The 17578-nt window shown below is 63.2% G+C and carries 22 protein-coding genes; 10 read left to right on the forward strand and 12 right to left on the reverse strand.

The annotated features are described in order from the left end of the window. Positions 1-5 precede the first annotated feature (5 nt). The 8 genes from AC4K8G_RS10125 to AC4K8G_RS10160 are packed head-to-tail and all read right to left on the reverse strand — an operon-like array spanning position 6 to position 5235. The gene (locus tag AC4K8G_RS10125; protein WP_491734024.1) at positions 6-653 is read right to left on the reverse strand and encodes a hypothetical protein; all 648 of its coding nucleotides are present in this window, start codon (positions 651-653) and stop codon (positions 6-8) included. Between the two features lie 37 nt (positions 654-690). Further along, on the reverse strand, positions 691-1269 hold the full coding sequence (gene socA, locus AC4K8G_RS10130; protein WP_491734025.1) for a type VI toxin-antitoxin system SocA family antitoxin: 579 nt from the start codon (positions 1267-1269) through the stop codon (positions 691-693). A 2-nt stretch (positions 1270-1271) separates the two neighbouring features. Then, a complete protein-coding gene (locus AC4K8G_RS10135) occupies positions 1272-2342 on the reverse strand; it encodes a ribonucleotide-diphosphate reductase subunit beta (protein ID WP_491734026.1) in 1071 nt (356 codons plus the stop codon). Positions 2343-2347: 5 nt separating this feature from the next. Continuing rightward, a complete protein-coding gene (locus tag AC4K8G_RS10140) occupies positions 2348-2659 on the reverse strand; it encodes a hypothetical protein (RefSeq protein ID WP_491734027.1) in 312 nt (103 codons plus the stop codon). Then, a complete protein-coding gene (locus tag AC4K8G_RS10145) occupies positions 2659-3015 on the reverse strand; it encodes a hypothetical protein (protein WP_491734028.1) in 357 nt (118 codons plus the stop codon). The genes AC4K8G_RS10140 and AC4K8G_RS10145 overlap by 1 nt, the downstream gene beginning before the upstream one ends. Continuing rightward, positions 3012-3239 (reverse strand): hypothetical protein, encoded by a 228-nt coding sequence (locus AC4K8G_RS10150; protein ID WP_491734029.1) that lies wholly within the window; start codon positions 3237-3239, stop codon positions 3012-3014. The genes AC4K8G_RS10145 and AC4K8G_RS10150 overlap by 4 nt, the downstream gene beginning before the upstream one ends. Positions 3240-3241: 2 nt before the next feature. After that, complete coding sequence (locus AC4K8G_RS10155) at positions 3242-3373, reverse strand: hypothetical protein (protein WP_491734030.1); 132 nt, start codon at positions 3371-3373, stop codon at positions 3242-3244. Beyond that, positions 3364-5235, reverse strand: coding sequence for a ribonucleoside-diphosphate reductase subunit alpha (locus AC4K8G_RS10160; RefSeq protein ID WP_491734031.1), 1872 nt, complete (start codon positions 5233-5235; stop codon positions 3364-3366). The genes AC4K8G_RS10155 and AC4K8G_RS10160 overlap by 10 nt, the downstream gene beginning before the upstream one ends. Before the next feature lie 363 nt (positions 5236-5598). Here AC4K8G_RS10160 and AC4K8G_RS10165 point away from each other — a divergent pair, with 363 nt between their 5' ends. The 9 genes from AC4K8G_RS10165 to AC4K8G_RS10205 all read left to right on the forward strand — a co-directional run bounded on the left by AC4K8G_RS10165 (position 5599) and on the right by AC4K8G_RS10205 (position 12515). Then, positions 5599-6282, forward strand: a complete 684-nt coding sequence (locus AC4K8G_RS10165; RefSeq protein WP_491734032.1) for a ferritin-like domain-containing protein — start codon at positions 5599-5601, stop codon at positions 6280-6282. 8 nt (positions 6283-6290) lie between these two features. Beyond that, positions 6291-6725, forward strand: coding sequence for a GtrA family protein (locus AC4K8G_RS10170; RefSeq protein ID WP_491734033.1), 435 nt, complete (start codon positions 6291-6293; stop codon positions 6723-6725). 3 nt (positions 6726-6728) lie between these two features. Next, positions 6729-7868, forward strand: a complete 1140-nt coding sequence (locus AC4K8G_RS10175) for a glycosyltransferase family 4 protein (protein ID WP_491734034.1) — start codon at positions 6729-6731, stop codon at positions 7866-7868. Between the two features lie 24 nt (positions 7869-7892). Continuing rightward, on the forward strand, positions 7893-9662 hold the full coding sequence (locus AC4K8G_RS10180) for a M28 family metallopeptidase (protein ID WP_491734035.1): 1770 nt from the start codon (positions 7893-7895) through the stop codon (positions 9660-9662). A 42-nt stretch (positions 9663-9704) separates the two neighbouring features. Then, on the forward strand, positions 9705-10154 hold the full coding sequence (locus AC4K8G_RS10185; RefSeq protein WP_491734036.1) for a MarR family winged helix-turn-helix transcriptional regulator: 450 nt from the start codon (positions 9705-9707) through the stop codon (positions 10152-10154). 61 nt (positions 10155-10215) lie between these two features. After that, entirely contained in the window at positions 10216-10809 is a 594-nt protein-coding gene (locus AC4K8G_RS10190) for a carbonic anhydrase (RefSeq protein WP_491734037.1), read from the forward strand. A 39-nt stretch (positions 10810-10848) separates the two neighbouring features. Next, positions 10849-11244 carry a DUF6632 domain-containing protein gene (locus AC4K8G_RS10195; protein ID WP_491734038.1) on the forward strand — a complete coding sequence of 132 codons (396 nt, stop codon included), beginning with the start codon at positions 10849-10851 and terminating at the stop codon, positions 11242-11244. 11 nt (positions 11245-11255) lie between these two features. Continuing rightward, the gene (locus AC4K8G_RS10200; protein WP_491734039.1) at positions 11256-11621 is read left to right on the forward strand and encodes a RidA family protein; all 366 of its coding nucleotides are present in this window, start codon (positions 11256-11258) and stop codon (positions 11619-11621) included. A gap of 126 nt (positions 11622-11747) precedes the next feature. Beyond that, on the forward strand, positions 11748-12515 hold the full coding sequence (locus AC4K8G_RS10205; protein ID WP_491734040.1) for a transporter: 768 nt from the start codon (positions 11748-11750) through the stop codon (positions 12513-12515). Here the strand turns inward: AC4K8G_RS10205 and AC4K8G_RS10210 are convergent. The 3 genes from AC4K8G_RS10210 to AC4K8G_RS10220 are packed head-to-tail and all read right to left on the reverse strand — an operon-like array spanning position 12512 to position 15549. Further along, complete coding sequence (locus AC4K8G_RS10210; protein ID WP_491734041.1) at positions 12512-13687, reverse strand: LL-diaminopimelate aminotransferase; 1176 nt, start codon at positions 13685-13687, stop codon at positions 12512-12514. The two genes, AC4K8G_RS10205 and AC4K8G_RS10210, sit on opposite strands and share 4 nt — an antisense overlap. A gap of 25 nt (positions 13688-13712) precedes the next feature. After that, positions 13713-14918, reverse strand: a complete 1206-nt coding sequence (locus AC4K8G_RS10215) for a serine hydrolase domain-containing protein (RefSeq protein WP_491734042.1) — start codon at positions 14916-14918, stop codon at positions 13713-13715. A 10-nt stretch (positions 14919-14928) separates the two neighbouring features. Further along, the gene (locus AC4K8G_RS10220) at positions 14929-15549 is read right to left on the reverse strand and encodes a trimeric intracellular cation channel family protein (protein ID WP_491734043.1); all 621 of its coding nucleotides are present in this window, start codon (positions 15547-15549) and stop codon (positions 14929-14931) included. 18 nt (positions 15550-15567) lie between these two features. Between AC4K8G_RS10220 and AC4K8G_RS10225 the strand changes: the two genes are divergently transcribed. Next, entirely contained in the window at positions 15568-17340 is a 1773-nt protein-coding gene (locus AC4K8G_RS10225; protein ID WP_491734044.1) for a PHA/PHB synthase family protein, read from the forward strand. A gap of 6 nt (positions 17341-17346) precedes the next feature. Here AC4K8G_RS10225 and AC4K8G_RS10230 read toward each other — a convergent pair whose 3' ends face one another. After that, positions 17347-17568, reverse strand: coding sequence for a hypothetical protein (locus tag AC4K8G_RS10230; RefSeq protein ID WP_491734045.1), 222 nt, complete (start codon positions 17566-17568; stop codon positions 17347-17349). Between the last annotated feature and the right edge of the window lie 10 nt (positions 17569-17578).

The raw sequence follows: 17578 nt of genomic DNA on the forward strand, positions 1-17578 counted from the left end.
TGGCGCTAGCGACTTACTGTTCCGAATAGCCCTTCGTCCCAATCATCTTCGGGCCGCGTCGCTGAATGCCGACGCTCTTCGAGCACCGAACGCCAGAGATGATACGTCTCTCGCACCATCACTTCGAGTTCATCATAGCCGAACAGCCGCATTCCCTTCTCAGAGATGATCCGGATGGCCCGGTCTGATGTGTCGGACAGATGCAAAATTTCGTGTTCGACTTGGTGATAATCCGGGTTGTTCTCGCGTAGTGCGATATGCATTACGCTGAACATGAAACGGCGTCCCTCTCGGGTCAGCTTATAGGTCCGACGCATATCGAAGAACGGAACCGCCATCCGATCCTTGTATAGGAACAGGGCGGGGGACCAACATCGAAGCTTTACGCCGATAGGGAAGGAAAGCGGGAACCCTTCAAGTTCGCGCGCTTCAACCTCGTTATCGACGCAGTATTGATGGATCGCTCGCGAGGCCGTTTTGTTCATGCGCTCTTCGTGCGGTGTTTTCGAGAGCCGAGAGAGGTCGTCTTCGATTTGCTGCCAAGCCGTTCGTTTTGATGCGAACGCACCGGGGTGGCGATTGACGATATCCGGCAATTTACGGCGGGTGGGTTCATAGCTACCGGAACCGCCGCCGGACTTCACTTGCTTCAATGCGTGGAGCCGCTCCGAGGGCTCCAAAGTCGCAACTCTAGCCAAGTCCGTGATGGGCAAGGGGCGTATCTTCACTTGGTTCTCCAACGTCGAATAGGTTGCACGTGGACAATTTGTGAAATTGGAATCTTTCCGCGATCAATTCGTTCGAAATTCTCAACCCGATTGTGTTTTGAGACTGTGCTGCTTTGCTGACGACATGCCACGGCCCATCCCGGGCGTGGGACAAGCGTACGAGCTGGCCCGCCGTTAGGTCGCCGTATGAATTCAAGGTTTGTTTGATGACCCGTCGCGCCTCATCGTCTTTAAGCTCGGGAAGGTTTTGTAATTCGCCAGTCCTCAAGTCCTTTCTACGGGCCAAGGAGTCGATAGGGCCGCTGCCACTTTTCTTGAAGGATGCGTACACCGCAGGATGAACGGGCCCGTAGGTCCAGGCTTCGAAGTAACCTGACACCAACGGACGCCGATGCCGCAGCAAAAACAGCCCATGCGCGAAATAGAGAAGCTTCTGCAGCGCGATATGAGTGACAGGATGGCGTTCATCTAAGGCACGGCTGATGATCGCGTTTGCTACAACGCGAGGATCGTATGCGTTATCTTGCCTAAGATCAGTCACTGTTACTCCGCCGCGACTCCCGCCGCGCTGAACATATCGCCTTCGCCTGACGCTTCCGCCTCAGCCGCCGCGCCTTCGTTGGCGTTCGCGGCCTTGGCCTTCTGGCGGCGGTCGAAATTGTCCCACACGGTGTTCCAGTCGCCGCGGGTCGCGGCCTTCGAATATTCGGTCGCGCGGGTTTCGAAGAAGTTGGCGTGCTCGACCCCGTTGAGGAGCGGCGCGAGCCAGGGGAGCGGATGCTCGTCGACCATGAAGATCGGCGAGAAGCCCAGCTGCCCCATGCGCCAGTCGGCGATGTAGCGGATGTACTTCTTGATCTCCTTGGGGCTCATGCCGTTGATCGGCCCCATCTCGAACGCGAGGTCGATGAACGCATCCTCGAGCGCGACGGTGTTGTGGCAGATGTCGCGGATGTCGTTCTTGACCGACTTGGTCAGGCAATCGCGTTCCTTCACGAAGGTGTGGAACAGCTTGATGATGCCTTCGCAGTGAAGGCTCTCGTCGCGGACCGACCAGCTGACGATCTGGCCCATGCCCTTCATCTTGTTGAAGCGCGGGAAGTTCATCAGCATCGCGAACGACGCGAATAGCTGCAGCCCCTCGGTGAAGCCGCCGAACATGGCGAGCGTCTTGGCGATGTCCTCATCGGTGTCGACGCCGAAGGTCGACAGGTAATCGTGCTTGTCCTTCATCTCCTTGTACTGGAGGAAGGCGCTGTACTCGCTCTCCGGCATGCCGATCGTGTCGAGCAGGTGCGAGTAAGCCGCGATGTGCACCGTCTCCATGTTGCTGAACGCCGTCAGCATCATCTTGATCTCGGTCGGCTTGAACACGCGGCCGTATTTGTCGTGGTAGCAATCTTGCACCTCGACATCGGCCTGGGTGAAGAAGCGGAAGATCTGCGTCAAAAGGTTGCGCTCGGTCTGCTCGAGCTTTTGCGCCCAGTCGCGGCAATCCTCACCGAGCGGCACTTCCTCCGGCATCCAGTGGATTTGCTGCTGGCGCTTCCAATATTCGAACGCCCACGGATATTCGAAGGGCTTATACTGCTTGCGGGCTTCGAGAAGAGGCATGTGCGTTACTCCTGAATTCTGCGCGCGCGAACGTTGATGACGTTGTCGCGATAGACGACGTGGGACTTGCGGGCGCCGACGCCGAACACGACGATGCCGAGGAAATAGCCGAAATCGTACCAGCCGCCGTTGTTGGGCACCGCGTAGACCGCGACCTGGCTGGTGAAGAGCGAGACGATCCAGGCGACCGGGAAGATGAAGCCGTGCCACAGGCCGAGGAGGAAGCCGGGCGCTCCGGGCGCGACGGCCGCCGCATCCTGCGTCGCTGCGCAGGCGCTAAGCGCGAAAACTGCGAGGAGGGGAGCAAAACGCCGCATCAGCCGCGCGCCGCGTAGAAAGCCGCAGCGAGGGCGGCGAGGATCGGCACGAGCCCGATGATCGCGGCAATCGAGGCAAGCGTGCGGTTGCGCCCGCGGCCGCGGTGGATCCTGGTCCACAGCAGCAGATAAATGCTGCCGGTCGCGGCGGCTGCGATCGCAGTTACGTCGCGCACCGACGAAATGCGGTAGCTGCCGAGCTCGTCAGGGACCATCGGCGGCACCGACAGCGCGCCCGCAACGGTCACCGCCGCTGCCGCGATCGCGCCGACGCGCTTGGGGATTCCGCTGTGCGACACCAAAGCGAGCCACAGGAGGGCCGCGACGGGCACCAGGAGGAGCATGGTGAAGATCATCGACCCTGACCCTTCAGCGCGTCGAGTTCGCTCTCGCTCGGGTGATAATCGAGCCCGCCAAGCGCGTGGATGGCCATGATCACGCCGACAACGAGCAGGAGCACCGCGCCCTGGCTGCCATATTGCGGGTCGGCCCCGTCCTTTCGGCGATAAAGCCAGACGGCGGCGATGAGGAACATCACCGCCGCAACCAGCTCGATCATTCGCCCAGAGGACAGGCCCATCGTCACCGCTTTAGCACTGTCAGGCCGAGCACGACCGCTGCCGCGCCTGCGGCGAGGTCGAGCGCAACGAGGCCGAGCACGACCATGCCGGCCCGCTTGGCAAACTTGCGGGTGCGGTCGGAGATCACTGGCATGCCAGGCACTCGTCATAATCGGTCGAGGAGGCGAGCTGGATTTCCTTGAGCTCGGGCGTGTTGTCCGCCTCGACCCCGCCGGCAAAGCCCGCGCGCTGCACCGACTTCGAACGCAGGTAATAGAGCGACTTGATGCCGAGCTCCCACGCGCGGAAGTGGAGCATCATCAGGTCCCACTTGTCGACGTCGGCCGGGATGAACAGGTTCAGCGACTGCGCCTGGTCGATGAACGGCGTGCGGTCGGCGGCAAGCTCGATCAGCCAACGCTGGTCGATCTCGAAGCTGGTCTTGAACACGTCCTTTTCTTCCTGCGTCAGGAAGTCGAGGTGCTGGACCGACCCGCCATTCTCCAGGATCGAATTCCACACCGTGGCGCTGTCCTTCGCCTTCTCCTTGAGCATCTTCTCAAGGTACGGGTTCTTGATCGAGAAGCTGCCCGACAAAGTCTTGTGGGTGTAGATGTTAGCCGGGATCGGCTCGATGCAGGCGGACGTGCCGCCGGTGATGATCGAAATCGACGCGGTCGGCGCGATCGCCATCTTGCACGAAAAGCGCTCCATCACGCCCATGTCGGCGGCGTCGGGGCACGGCCCGCGCTCCTTCGCCAGCATCATCGACGCCTGGTCGACCTGCGCGCGGACATGCTTGAAGATCTTGAGGTTCCAGCTCTTGGCCATCGCCCCTTCGAACGGGATATTGCGCGCCTGGAGGAAGGAGTGGAAGCCCATCACGCCGAGGCCGACGCTGCGCTCGCGCTCCGCCGAATATTTGGCGCGCGCCATCTCGTCCGGCGCGCGGGCTATGTAGTCGCTGAGCACATTGTCGAGGAAGCGCATCACATCCTCGATGAACTGCTTGTCGCCGTTCCACTGGTCCCAGGTTTCGAGGTTGAGCGACGACAGGCAGCAGACCGCGGTGCGGTCCGCGCCCAAATGATCCTTGCCGGTCGGGAGCGTGATTTCCGAGCAGAGGTTCGAGGTCGAAACCTTGAGGCCGAGGTCGCGGTGATGCTTCGGCATCGACCGGTTCACCTGGTCGATGAAGATGATGTACGGCTCGCCGGTCGCGAGGCGGGTTTCGACCAGCTTCTGGAACAGCGAGCGGGCGTCGACCGTGCTCCGCTCCGAGCCGTCGCGCGGAGAGCGAAGCGTGAACTCGCTGCCTTCGCGCACCGCCTGCATGAACTCGTCGGTGATGAGCACGCCGTGGTGGAGGTTGAGCGCCTTGCGGTTGAAGTCGCCGCTCGGCTTGCGGATCTCGAGGAACTCCTCGATCTCCGGGTGCGAGATGTCGAGGTAGCAAGCAGCCGAACCGCGCCGGAGCGAGCCCTGGCTGATCGCCAGGGTCAGGCTGTCCATCACGCGGACGAACGGAATGATGCCGCTGGTCTTGCCGTTGAGGCCGACGGGCTCACCGATCCCGCGGACGTGGCCCCAGTAGGTGCCGATGCCGCCGCCGCGGCTCGCCAGCCAGACATTCTCGTTCCAGGTGCCGACGATGCCTTCGAGGCTGTCGGATACGCTGTTGAGGTAGCAGCTGATGGGGAGGCCGCGGCCCGTTCCGCCGTTCGACAGCACCGGGGTCGCCGGCATGAACCACAGCTTCGAGATATAATCGTAGACGCGCTGGGCGTGCTCGTCGTCATCGGCGTAAGCAGCAGCGACGCGCGCGAACAAGTCCTGATAGCTTTCGCCGGGGAGCAGGTAGCGGTCCTTCAGCGTATCCTTGCCGAACTCCGTCAGGAGCGCGTCGCGCTCGGAATCCGTCTTGACGTCGAACTTGGGCGCATCGACGCGCTTGGATGCGGACACGGTGGTCGAAACGTCATCGCTCGGTACTTCTGAGCTGGTCGAAAAATCCATCGCGCTACCCCGTCCTTCCGCGACCCGTTCATGGGTCGTTTGTTCTGCAATTGTTCGACTCGGAGCCATGGCCGGCATCCTAGCCTCTTTTCGCGCTCGACGGGGCTTTTTCACTCCCGTCCCCTGTGGAAATCGGGGACGAGCGCGCCCGTCACCGGAATATAGTGATTCCGGCGCCGAACACCAGTAATTGAGAGTTCCCCCTCTCGCGCTACTACCTATTGTGCCTCAACTGAAATCAGACGCAAGCGGGTAAATGATGGTTAACGCATTTTTTCCTGTGGATTGACCGCAGTGCCACAACCGGCCGGCGCATCGACCAGCAGCCTTGCGCCCGGGGTGATCGACCTCTAGCCCGTGGGCATGCGTACATGGTTCCGGAATCGATACCTGGATGTTCTCGGGTCGATCTACATTTACAACGAGCACCGCGGTTACACCGCCATCGACGACCTCCTCGCGGCAGTGCAGTGGCGCTGGCCGGATAATAGCGAGCTGATCGACCGGATCGAGAAACACCGAGCCGACGAGCGAAAGCATTATTTGATGTTCCGCCGCTGGTTCGAACGGCGCGGGATGATGCCGCTGGCGGTCGACAGCGCGTTCGGCCACATCGACCGCTTCGTCGAAATCATGTTCGGGAAGAAGATCGACGATCTCGACAAGCGCGAAGTCGTTGAGGACGAGGATCTGTTCGGCCGGCTTTGCCGGGTCATCTCGCTGACGGAAAAACGCGGCTACAAGCAGGTCGAGATATTGCTGCGCAATTCGCACGTGCGGAGCGATCGGCAGCTGGCGAAAATCTTCGACATCATCGAGCAGGATGAGCCGAGCCACTGGCAGCCCTATGACGACTGGCTTGCCGCCAATGGCGTGCGCAACGCCAAATGGTGGGAGCGGGCGGTCGACAGTTTCATCCATTCGGAACTACTGTTCCTGAAGCTGCCGTTCCTATTCGTTCACCCGCGGCTGAAGCGGAGCACCAGGTTCGCTGACCAGGGCGAAGCGGTACGACGCTCGTCGCCAATCACGGCACGCGCAGCCTGAGCGAAGGCATGGCCGGCCGGCCCGTTCCCGAAGCTGGGCTGCTGCGTCGGATTTGGTCGCGCCACGCCGCGAACATGCTCGCGCGCAACACGGTCGTCAGCTGCGGCGTGTTCGCGTTCGACCTGGCCTTGTTATGGCTGCTGGTCACCGAATCGGAGCTGGACAAGGTCGTGGCCGCGGCAGTGGCCTTCGTCGCGGCCAACTCGATCCACTACGCGTTGGGCCGGACGTGGATCTTTCGCGGCACGGACCGGCACGTTGCCACCGGCTATTTCTACTTCCTGGTCAACGCGGGCGTAGGGCTCGCGATCACGCTTATCCTGTTTGCGGCGATGATCCGCTGGACGCCGATCAATTACCTGGTGGCGAGGACGTTGGTTTCGGTCGTTGCCGGCCTCGCCGTGTTCCTGCTCAACGCGATCCTCAATTTCCGTCGGCTGTAAGCGATGCGGATCGCGCTCTTCTCCGGCAATTATAATTATGTGCGCGAAGGCGCGAACCAGGCACTGAACAAGATGGTGGGACTGGCAGAGCGCCAGGGCCATGAAGTGCGGGTTTATTCGCCTGTCACCGACACGCCGGCATTCGAGCCGGAAGGCAAGCTGGTCCCCGTACCGTCCGTGCGATTGCCGGTGCGCGGCGAGTTCCGGCTGGCGCTCGGTATCCCAAAAGGCATTCGCCGCGACATCGCGGGCTTTTCGCCCGAGGTCTTGCATGTCTCGACGCCCGACATCCTCGGCACGCGTGCGCAGACGCTGGCGAAGCGCATGGGCGCGCCGATCGTCGCGAGCCTTCACACCAGGTTCGAGACCTATTTCGAACATTATGGCGCGGGCTGGGCGAAACCGCTGGCGGAAGCGCACCTGCGCCGCTTCTATCGTCGCGCGGACCATGTGCTGGTTCCGACGCCCGCCACGATCGGCGAAATAAAGGCGCTGCGTGGCGATGATCATGTCAGCCTGTGGAGCCGCGGCGTCGACCGCAAACGCTTCAACCCGGCGCGGCGAGACGCCGGCTGGCGACGATCAAAAGGCTGGGACGACCAGGATGTGGTCCTCCTGTTCTTCGGGCGGTTGGTCCTTGAGAAAGGCACCGAGGAATTCGTGCACGTGGTGCGACGCCTGAGCGATCAGGGGATCAAGGTCCGCGCATTGGCCGTCGGGGAAGGGCCGGCGCGGAACGCATTCGACTCGCTCGGGGGCGCAGTGCTTACCGGCCATCTTGATAATGAGGCTCTCGGTCGTGCTGTCGCAAGCGCTGACATCCTGCTCCAGCCAAGCCGGACCGAAGCGTTCGGCAATGTCGTGCTGGAAGCGATGGCGTCGGGCCTCGCGGTCGTCTGCGCTGACGCCGACAGCGCGCGGGCGCTGGTCGAGGATGGAGGTACCGGCCTACTCTATCGGGATGAGGGCGAAGCGGTGGCGGCGATTGCTGAGCTGGCCCGCGAGCCGCAGAAGCGGAAGACGCTCGGGATGGCCGCGCGGGAAGCGAGCGCACAGTTCGATTGGGACGCGGCGTCGCAAAGCGTGCTCGACACTTATCGAAAGGTCGCGGGATCAGGACCGAAAGGCCGACAGAGCCGTTAGGCGAGCGGGGCGGATTGGAGGATTATGATGCGGACCTGGCTGCCTTTCGCGACAATGTCGCTGCTCGCGGGTTGCGCGACGCACGAGGCTCCCCAGTTGCTGCCGGCCGATCATAACGGACCGCCCGAACTGCCGGCGGCAATGCCGCATGTAGACCCAGCCGACATCAGCACCGAGCGGATGAGCGAGGTCACGCGCGTGCTGGCTTCCGAAGATTTCCAGGGCCGGTCGATGGGCACGCCGGGCGAAGAGAAGACGATCACCTACCTGATCCAGCAGTTCCACTTGGCGGGGCTGGAACCGGGCGGAGAGAACGGAACCTGGACCCAGACGGTGCCGATGATCCGCACCAAGCTGCAGTCGCCGATGAGCTTTTCGGTGAAGCAGGGCGCGTCGACGACGGCGCTGCGTTTTCCCGACGACATTTACCTGAGCACCGTGCGCGACACGAATGAGGCGCGGATCGCCAACGCGCCGATCGTGTTCGTCGGATACGGGGTCAACGCGCCGGAGCGGAACTGGGACGATTTCAAAGGACAGGATCTCAAGGGCAAGGTCGCGCTGATCCTGGTCAACGATCCGGACTTCGAGGCCGCGGCGGGCGACCCGGTTGCGGGCAAGTTCGGCGGCCAGACAATGACTTATTACGGGCGCTGGACCTACAAATATGACGAGGCCGCGCGGCGCGGGGCGATCGCGGCGCTGATCATCCACGAGACCGCAGGCGCGGGCTACGGCTGGAACGTCGTCCAGTCTGCGATGGGCGAAAACTTCAATATAGTGCTCCCGCAGGGCGCGCAGCAGCCGGTGCTTCTGCAGGGTTGGATCCAGCGGCCGGCCGCCGAAGCCCTGCTGAAGCGCGCGGGCTATGATTATGAAACCTTGAAGCGGCAGGCGCGGAGCGCCGCGTTTAAGCCAATCGACCTCCACGCGACCTTCTCCGCACAAGCGCCGGTCGAGCTCACGCGCCTGACCAGCCTCAACGTGATCGGCAAGCTCACCGGCTCCGCCTATCCGAATGAGACGGTGAGCTATGGCGGGCATTGGGATGCGTACGGGATCGGCGCGCCCGACGCTGAAGGCCGTACAGTCCGCCCGGGCGCTGCCGACGACGCACTCGGCCTCGCCGCGATGATCGAGGTGGCGCGCAAGTTTGCGTCAGGCCCGCGGCCGCAGCGCACCTTATTGTTCACGGCATGGACGGGCGAGGAACGCGGGCTACTCGGCAGCGAATATTACGCGCAGCATCCGCTTTATCCGCACGAGACCATGGCCGCGAACCTGACCTTCGACACGCTCCAGTTTGCGGGACCGGTGAACGATGCGGTGCTGGTCGGGCGCGGGCAGAGCGAGCTCGAGCGCTACATGGAAGAAGAGGCGAAGGCGCAGGGCCGCTACGTCACACCCGAGAGCCATCCGGAGCGCGGCCTCTTCTATCGCGCCGACCATTTCTCGCTCGCCAAGCGCGGCGTACCGGTGCTGCTCGATATGGCGCTTGCCGGCGCTTACGACATGAAGGATGGCGGGCGCGTGGCGGGCAACCGCTGGCTCGATGCCTTCACCGCCAAATGCTACCACCAGCCCTGCGACGCCTGGTCGTCGAGCTGGAACCTCGAAGGCGCCAAGCAGGAGGCCGAGCTGTTCTACGCAATCGGCGCGCGCATCTCGAACAGCCGCGACTGGCCGCAGTGGAACCCGAACTCCGAGTTCGCGAAGGTGAGGGCGCAGAGCCATGACGCGCGCCCGGGCGAGCAGATCGTCGTGGCACCCAGAGGAGAACGGGGCCGCCGCTGATACTTGATTGACGCACCAATCGTACGTGCATATACACGCATCATGTCGTCGGAAGTCTCTCAAGTCGCGCAATCGGTACTCGACCGCTGCCTGTGCAAGCGGACGCGCGCGGCGGCGCGCGCGATCACCCGCTTCTATGACGACGAGATGCGCGCGACCGGGCTCCGCCCATCCCAGGTTGAGGTCTTGGTGACGATCGCCGCGAAGGAAGAGCTGTCGATCAGCGCGCTTTCCGACGAGCTTGGAATGGACCGCACTACGCTCACCCGGAACCTGCGGCCGCTCGAGGCGCGCGGCCTTGTGGCTAGCGTGACAGAAGGACGCACGCGTTTGGTCCGGCTGAGCACGGCGGGGTCGCAGGTCCTGGGCCAGGCAGTCGGACACTGGGAGCGTGCGCAGGCCGAAATGGAGCGAATCCTGGGCGAAGCCGGCGTCGCGACCGTTCGTCGTTCATCGGCAGCAATCGCTTCCGCCGCCCGTTCAGCCGGCTAGTCGTATCTCAATCCAGTACCGCGTTATCTTAACATATGTGCATATACACTAAAGGTGCAGCATGAACGATCTAACCAAATTTGCCTTCAGCTCCACGAAGGGCTTCGACGAAGCCGCCGTGCGCGAGGCTTTCTCCCACGCCGTGCCCCTGAAAACCGTGGTGATTTACTGCTACGATCCACGCGCGGCGCGAATTCCCGAGCTCGTGGCCGAGCGACTGGGAGACGTTTACCCCGGCGAAATCCTGTTTGACGACCAGGGCTTGAAGGTCGCGTCGACCGCGACAGTGTTTCCGATCGTAGTTGCCGGTGGACGGGCGTTCGACGCGCTGCGGTCGATCGCCGTCGCCCAGCATCTCTTCGGGATCGAGAATATCGTCGTCGTCCACCACAGCTATTGCGGCGCCACGACGTTCACCGCGGACGGAATCATCGACGCGTTCCGGCACGAGCAGGAAGCGGACATCGCGCATGCCTTCCCGCGCGAGGCGCTGTGCATCACCGATTACGAGCAGTCGCTGAAGAGCGACGTGCAACTCATCCGCGACCAACCCGGTACACCCAAGTCGGTGGACATTTTCGGCTTCTTCTACGACATCGACAGCGGTGAGCTGGTCCCGGTTGCGACCTCTCCCGGCGTCCCCCGGTCGAAGTAAGCGTAACCTCTCCACGAACCTCTCCAAGAAAGGACAGACATGTCCAAAAGCAATCCTTTGTTGTCCGTCGCGCTGATCGTCTTCGGACTCGCATTCTGTTCGCTCTACGCCATGCTGATCATCTGGCCGTCCGGCTGGGCGTGGCATGAGGGAAGCCCCGCCTCGAGCGATTATTTCATGATGATCGCCGGGGTTTACGTGGTGCTCGGCGTTTTCATGATCCGGGCGGCCAAGGACCCCGCGGCCAACGCGTCGCTGATCTGGTTCGTCGTCTGGTCGAGCGTCGCTCACGCGCTGGTCATGGGATGGGAAGCATTCCGTACGCCGATGATGAAAGGTCATCTCGTCGGCGACGTGCCGTTCCTGCTGGTCATCGCGCTGGTGCTCGGCGTGCTGATGAACCGGACCAGTTCCGTACAGCTGAAAGCCGCTTGATGCCCAAGCGAGTGATCGAGAGTGCAGATATGCCGGCCGCGCTGGGACCCTATTCCCAGGCGGTCGGCGCCTTCGGCGAACTGGTCTTCATTTCCGGGCAGGCGGGCCTTGCTGCCGACGGCAGCGTTTCCGGCGAGTTCGCAGCGCAGGCGCGGCAAGCATTCGAAAATATCAAGAATGTGGTCGAAGCGTCCGGCCTCAGCATGACGGACGTGGCCAAGACGACGATCTACCTAGCGGATGCATCGCAGTTTCCCGTGCTGAATGACTTGTTCGGCGAATATTTTCCGAAGAATCCGCCGACGCGGGCGGTCCCGATCACGCAACTGCCCAAGGGCCTGCTGATCTCGATCGAAGCGATTGCCGTGCGTCCGTAATAAAGGCGTATGAATCGATGGAGGGTGCGTGAAGTTTTCATGAACTTCACCTCCCTCCCTCTCGACGAATAAGTGGCTTCGGCGCAGACAAGCCGCATGGGGGCTTTCACACGATTGATGTTTGGCGTGGCGACGCTTGGGGCGGCCGCAGTCGCGCACGCTGAGGACGCACCGATCTGCGCGGCGCGGCCGGGGAAGTCGACGCCACCCTGCACAGTGCCGGCCGGGCGCTTCCAGATTGAAACGGGCCTTGCCGACTGGAGCCTGCAGAAAAATGCCGGCGAGCGCGATACGTCGCTGGCGATCGGCGAGACGACCTTCAAATATGGGCTGACCGACCGATCGGACATCGAAGTCGATGTGACGCCGTGGCAGCGCGCGACCAGCAAGGCCGGCAGTCTCCATGACCGCGCATCGGGTTTTGGCGACATCACGGTCGGCTACAAACAGCAGCTCACCAACAATGACTCGCACATTCAGGCGGCGCTGCTTCCGGTGGTGAAAATCCCGACCGCCAAGCATTCGCTCGGCAACGGCAAGTGGGAGGCAGGGTTGCTCATCCCAATCGGCTTTTCGATTGCCCGGTCGCCGCTAAGCGTTGGCTTGACGCCCGAGCTCGACTGGGCCGCGGATGGGGACGGGCGCGGACATCATGCGGCGATGGCGCAAGTCGTCAGCCTGGGCTGGCAGGTGACTGATAAGCTCAATGTGTCGGGCGACTTGTGGGGCCAATGGGACTGGGATCCGGCAGGCACCGGCAAGCAGGCGAGCGCGGATGGCTCGATCGCTTATCTCGTGAACAGCGCTGTGCAGGTCGATGCCGGCGCGAACTTCGGCCTCAACAAGCAGACCCCGGATATCGAGTTCTACGCCGGAATCTCGAAGCGCTTCTAAGTGCCGAGCATCTTCTTGATGCCTTTCGCCGCCTGGCGAAGTCGCTGCTCATTCTCGACCAGCGCAAGGCGGACAAAGCCTTCACCTTCCTCGCCGAAACCGACGCCCGGAGCGACCGCGACGTGGGCTTCGGTGAGAAGGCGCTTGGCGAATTCCATCGAGCCCAAATCGCGAAACTGCTCCGGGATCGGCGCCCACGCGAACATCGACGCCTGCGGCACGGGAATGTCCCAGCCGGCGCGGCCGAAACTTTCGACAAGTACGTCGCGGCGCTTCCGGTAGAGATTGCGGTTCGCCTCGATAATGTCCTGGGGACCGTTCAATGCGGCACAAGCAGCCGCCTGGACCGGCGTGAACGCGCCATAATCGAGGTAAGATTTTACACGCGTCAGCGCCTCGATCAGTTTGGCATTGCCGACCGCGAACCCCATCCGCCAACCGGCCATCGAGTAGGTTTTAGACATGGAGGTGAACTCGACCGCGACATCCTTCGCGCCGTCGACCTGCAGGATCGACGGGGTCGGCTCGTCGCCGAAGTAGATCTCGGCATAAGCCAAGTCCGAAATGACGATCAGGTCATGCTCGCGGGCAAAGGCGACAAGCCGCTCGTAGAAGGCGAGGTCGGCGACATAAGCGGTGGGGTTCGACGGGTAGCCGACCACCAGCACCTTGGGCCGCGGCACGCTGTAGTGCATCGAGCGCTCGAGCCGGACGAAAAAATCGTCGCCGGGAGCGGCCGGGATCGAGCGGATCGCGGCGCCGGCGATGATGAAGCCGAAGGTGTGGATCGGGTAGCTCGGGTTGGGTGCGAGGACGACGTCGCCGGGCGCCGTGATCGCCTGCGCGAGGTTGGCCAGACCCTCCTTTGATCCCAGCGTGACAATGACCTCCTTGTCGGGATCGACGGTCACGCCGAAGCGGCGCTGGTAATAGTTCGCCTGGGCCTTGCGCAGGCCGGGGATGCCGCGGCTCGCCGAGTAGCGGTGCGCGGTGGGCTTCGCCGCTACTTCGCAGAGTTTGTCGATGACATGCTTCGGCGGCGCGCCATCGGGGTTGCCCATGCCGAGGTCGATGATGTCCTCGCCGCGCGCTCTTGCAGCGGCCTTCATCGCGTTCACTTCGGCGAAGACGTAGGGCGGAAGCCGGCGGATGCGGTAGAAATCAGTGTCCATCGCCGCGCCTCATGGCGTCGCGCGCCTAGCGCGGCAAGAGCGCGTAGCTGCGGCGGAACGCGGCGGTCTCCGCGGGCGCGAAGGCGCTGGCCTCCGGCGGATCGTCGGGCACGGCGGTAACGAAGTAGGCAATGCCGACGCCGCGCGCCCGGTCGATCCAGATGCCCGAGCGGAGGCCATAGGCGTCGCCCGCGTGGCCGACCAATGTCGCACCCTTTGTCCCGGGGTCGTCGGGGCAGCCTGGGCGGTAGTTGGGGATAGTCTGCGTCGACAGGCCGTAGGCGCAGATGGTCGTAGTCTCGCCGTCGCGGGCGCCATTGCTGCCGTCGTAGCGCCAAAGCGGGGTCAACATGGTGTCGACCGATTCCGGAGAGAGGATTCGCACGCCGTCGAGGGTGCCACGGTTCAGCAGCATCCGGCCGATACGCGACAGGCCGCGAACCGAGATGCGAAGCCCGCCTTGCGGCGAGAACATCGCGCCATTCTCGCCGGGCTTCCAACGGCCGAGGTCACAGGCGTCGCCATCGTTGACTGCGACCGGGCAGGCCGGCCGAACGCCGTGGAGGTCGTCCTTGAGCGGCTTGCCGTCGGGCGCGTCGAGCTCGACCGCGCGAGCGATCAGGGCGCCGCCGCACGTCGCCCAGTTGAAGCAGGCATCGACCTTCATCGGTTCGAGCACATTGCGGCGCATCCACAGGTCGAAGCGCTCGCCGGTCACGCGCTCAACCACCGAGGCGACGATCGGGAAGTTCATGTTGGTGTAGGCGAGGTAATTGGCGGCCGGCCCGTGCACATGGTCCCACTCGCCCGGATCCTGCATCGCCACCTGGAGCGACGCGCCAAGCGGAAGCACGTAATTGTCGTCATGCTCGCGAACCGAGCTCGTGTGGCTGAGCAATTTGCGCAGGTTGATCGGCTGGTCGGGGAAACTGGGGTTGCGCAGGGACCAGCCGAGATAGTCGGAAACGTCGCGGCCGAGGTCGAGCTTGCCCGCCTCGACCAGCTTCATCACGCCGATTGCGACGACGAGCTTGGTGACCGAGGCGACGCGGGCGGGATCGTCGATGGTGATGCGGCGGCCAGCCTGGCGGTCGGCGAAGCCATCGGCATAGCTGGCGATCTCGCCGCGAGAATCGAACGCGATACCGGCTTCGGCGCGGGCGGCGAGTTGCGGCGGGATCGTCGCGCAGGCGGTCAGCACCAGGGGCAGGAACACTAGGGCAGCGCGCATGGCGGCGAGCTTAATCGCGATAGGCCGGCAAGGACCAGCCGCGCGTGATCGCCGCGCCGCGCAGCAGAAATCCGGCGACGATCGCAAGTCCCGCCGCTGGCCAAATATCGAGGCCCAGCAGGATCGCCGCGACATAGAGACCGGCGGAAAGCGCCGCGGGCGTGACGTAGAGCTCGCGCCGCATCAGCACCGAAGGCTCGCCGGCGAGCACGTCGCGGATGATGCCCCCGACACAGGAGGTGAGCACCCCCATCGCGAACGCCGGAACCGGCGCAACGCCAAAGCCTAGCGCCTTCGCCGAGCCGTAGGCCGCATAGGCCGCCATGCCGGCCGCGTCGGACCACAGCAGCGCCTTGCCGGCGAAACGCCGCCGGCGGGCGAACCACACGAGCGCTGCTGCGCCGAGGCAGATCAGCAATGTCGCATTGGTACGTACCCAGAACACGGGCGCGCCGATGAGCAGATCGCGCAGTGTGCCGCCGCCGACGCCGGTCACCACCGCGAAGAAGACGAAGGTAAAGAAGTCCTGCCGCTTCTCCGCCGCGACCAGCGCGCCGGAGATCGCGAACACCGCGATTCCGAAAAAATCGAGCGCCACCAATGCTGTCGGGATTTGCGACGATACCTGCATGACGCCTACATAGCGGCGATGGCGGAAGACACGAACATGGGCAACGCGATCCCCAGCCTTGAGGATTGGCAGCATTGGACCTTGGTGATGGGCCGCGCCCAGCAGATGCTGATGGAATTCTGGGCCGACAGCCTGAAGAAGGACCAGCCGTTCCCCGGAATGAACCCAAGCGCTTTCGGATTCGGCGAAGCGCAGCCGGCTGCCGATCCGATGGCACTGATGACGGCGGGCGCGCAGGCCTGGGCCAAGGGGCTTGAGACGTGGGGCAAGATGCTTGGCGGGGTCCCCGTCGGCGGGGCCGGCGACGAAAAGGAGCGCAAGGACCGGCGCTTCGCAGCGCCCGAATGGCGCGAAAACCCGATCTTCGACACCATCCGCCAGACCTATTTGCGGGTGTCCGACCAGTTGCTCGGCACGGTCGACGAGATCGAGGGCCTCGATCCGGAAATGCGCGAGAAGATGCGCTTCGCCACGCGCAGCTTCGTGGATGCAATGAGCCCGTCGAACTTCGCGGTCACCAACCCGCAGGTGTTGAAGCGCACGCTCGAAAGCCGCGGCGAGAATCTGCTCAAGGGCCTCGCCAACATGTTGAAGGACATTGCCGCGGGGCAACTTACGCAAACCAAGGCGGGCGCGTTCGAGGTCGGGCGCAACCTTGCGACGACGCCCGGCAAGGTGGTCAAGCAGACCAAGCTCTACCAACTGATCCAGTATACGCCGACGACCGACGAGGTGATGACGACTCCCGTCGTGATCTTCCCGCCGTGGATCAACCGCTTCTACATCCTCGACCTCACGCCCGAAAAAAGCTTCGTCAGATGGTGCGTCGACCAGGGCATCTCGTTGTTCATGGTCAGCTGGAAATCGGCCGACGAAACCATCGCCGAGGCCGGGCTCGACGATTATGTGCTGAACGGCCAGATCGACGCGATCGACACGATCCGCGACCTGCTCGGCGTCGATGGCGTAAATGCGATCGGCTATTGCGTCGCGGGCACGACGCTGGCGGCGACGCTCGCTTACCTCCAATCGAAGGGCGAGGCGGACAAGGTCAAATCGTCGACCTTCTTCACGGCGCAGGTCGACTTCGCGGAGGCCGGCGACCTCAAACTGTTCACGGGTGACGAGACCATGTCGCTACTTGACCAACTGACCAAGGAGAAGGGCTATCTCGACGGCCGTTACATGGCCGCGACCTTCAACCTGCTGCGCGGCCGCGACCTCATCTGGAATTATGTCGTCAATAACTACCTGCTCGGCGACGAGCCGGCGCCGTTCGACCTGCTGCACTGGAATTCGGACACGACCAACCTGCCGGCAAGCTGGCACCGCGACTATCTCGAGAATCTCTACAAGGGGAACAAGCTGGCGGTGAAAGGCGGCATCTCGGTCGCCGGGACCGCGATCGATATCGACGCCGTTGCGACCCCGACTTACGTCCAGGCCGGTCGCGAAGATCATATCGCTCCACCCCAAAGCGTGTGGAAGATCATGGACCATTTCACCGGTCCGAAAAGGTTCGTGCTCGCGGGGTCGGGCCACATCGCGGGCGTGGTCAATCCGCCGGCTGCGCAGAAGTACCAATATTGGGTCAACGAGCAGCCCGCGGCCACCTTGCAGGCATTCGTCGACAAGGCCGAGGAACATAAGGGGAGCTGGTGGCCGGACTGGCTCGTCTGGCTGAAGCGGATCGACGGATCGACCGTAAAGGCGGAGGGCGCGCGGGTGCCCGGAAAGGGCAAGCTCGAGGCAATCGAGGACGCGCCCGGGAGCTACGTGAAGGCGCGCTAGTCGCGGCTAGAGAATGCCGCCGCCGAGCATCAGGCGGACGACGCCGATCACAATTACGAACAGGTTGAGGTTTCGCCCGGCCGTGCCGCTCGAAACCATGCCGACGACCGCGCCGATGATGGCGAGGGGAATGATCAGCCAGTTCGCCCAACCGAGCAAAGGTAGGAAGGCAATGGCGGCGAAGATCATCGCGACGAAGCCGATGATCAGGGACACGAGATTAAACATCTCGGTTGCC

This window comes from Sphingomonas sp. SP3 (assembly GCF_058514305.1).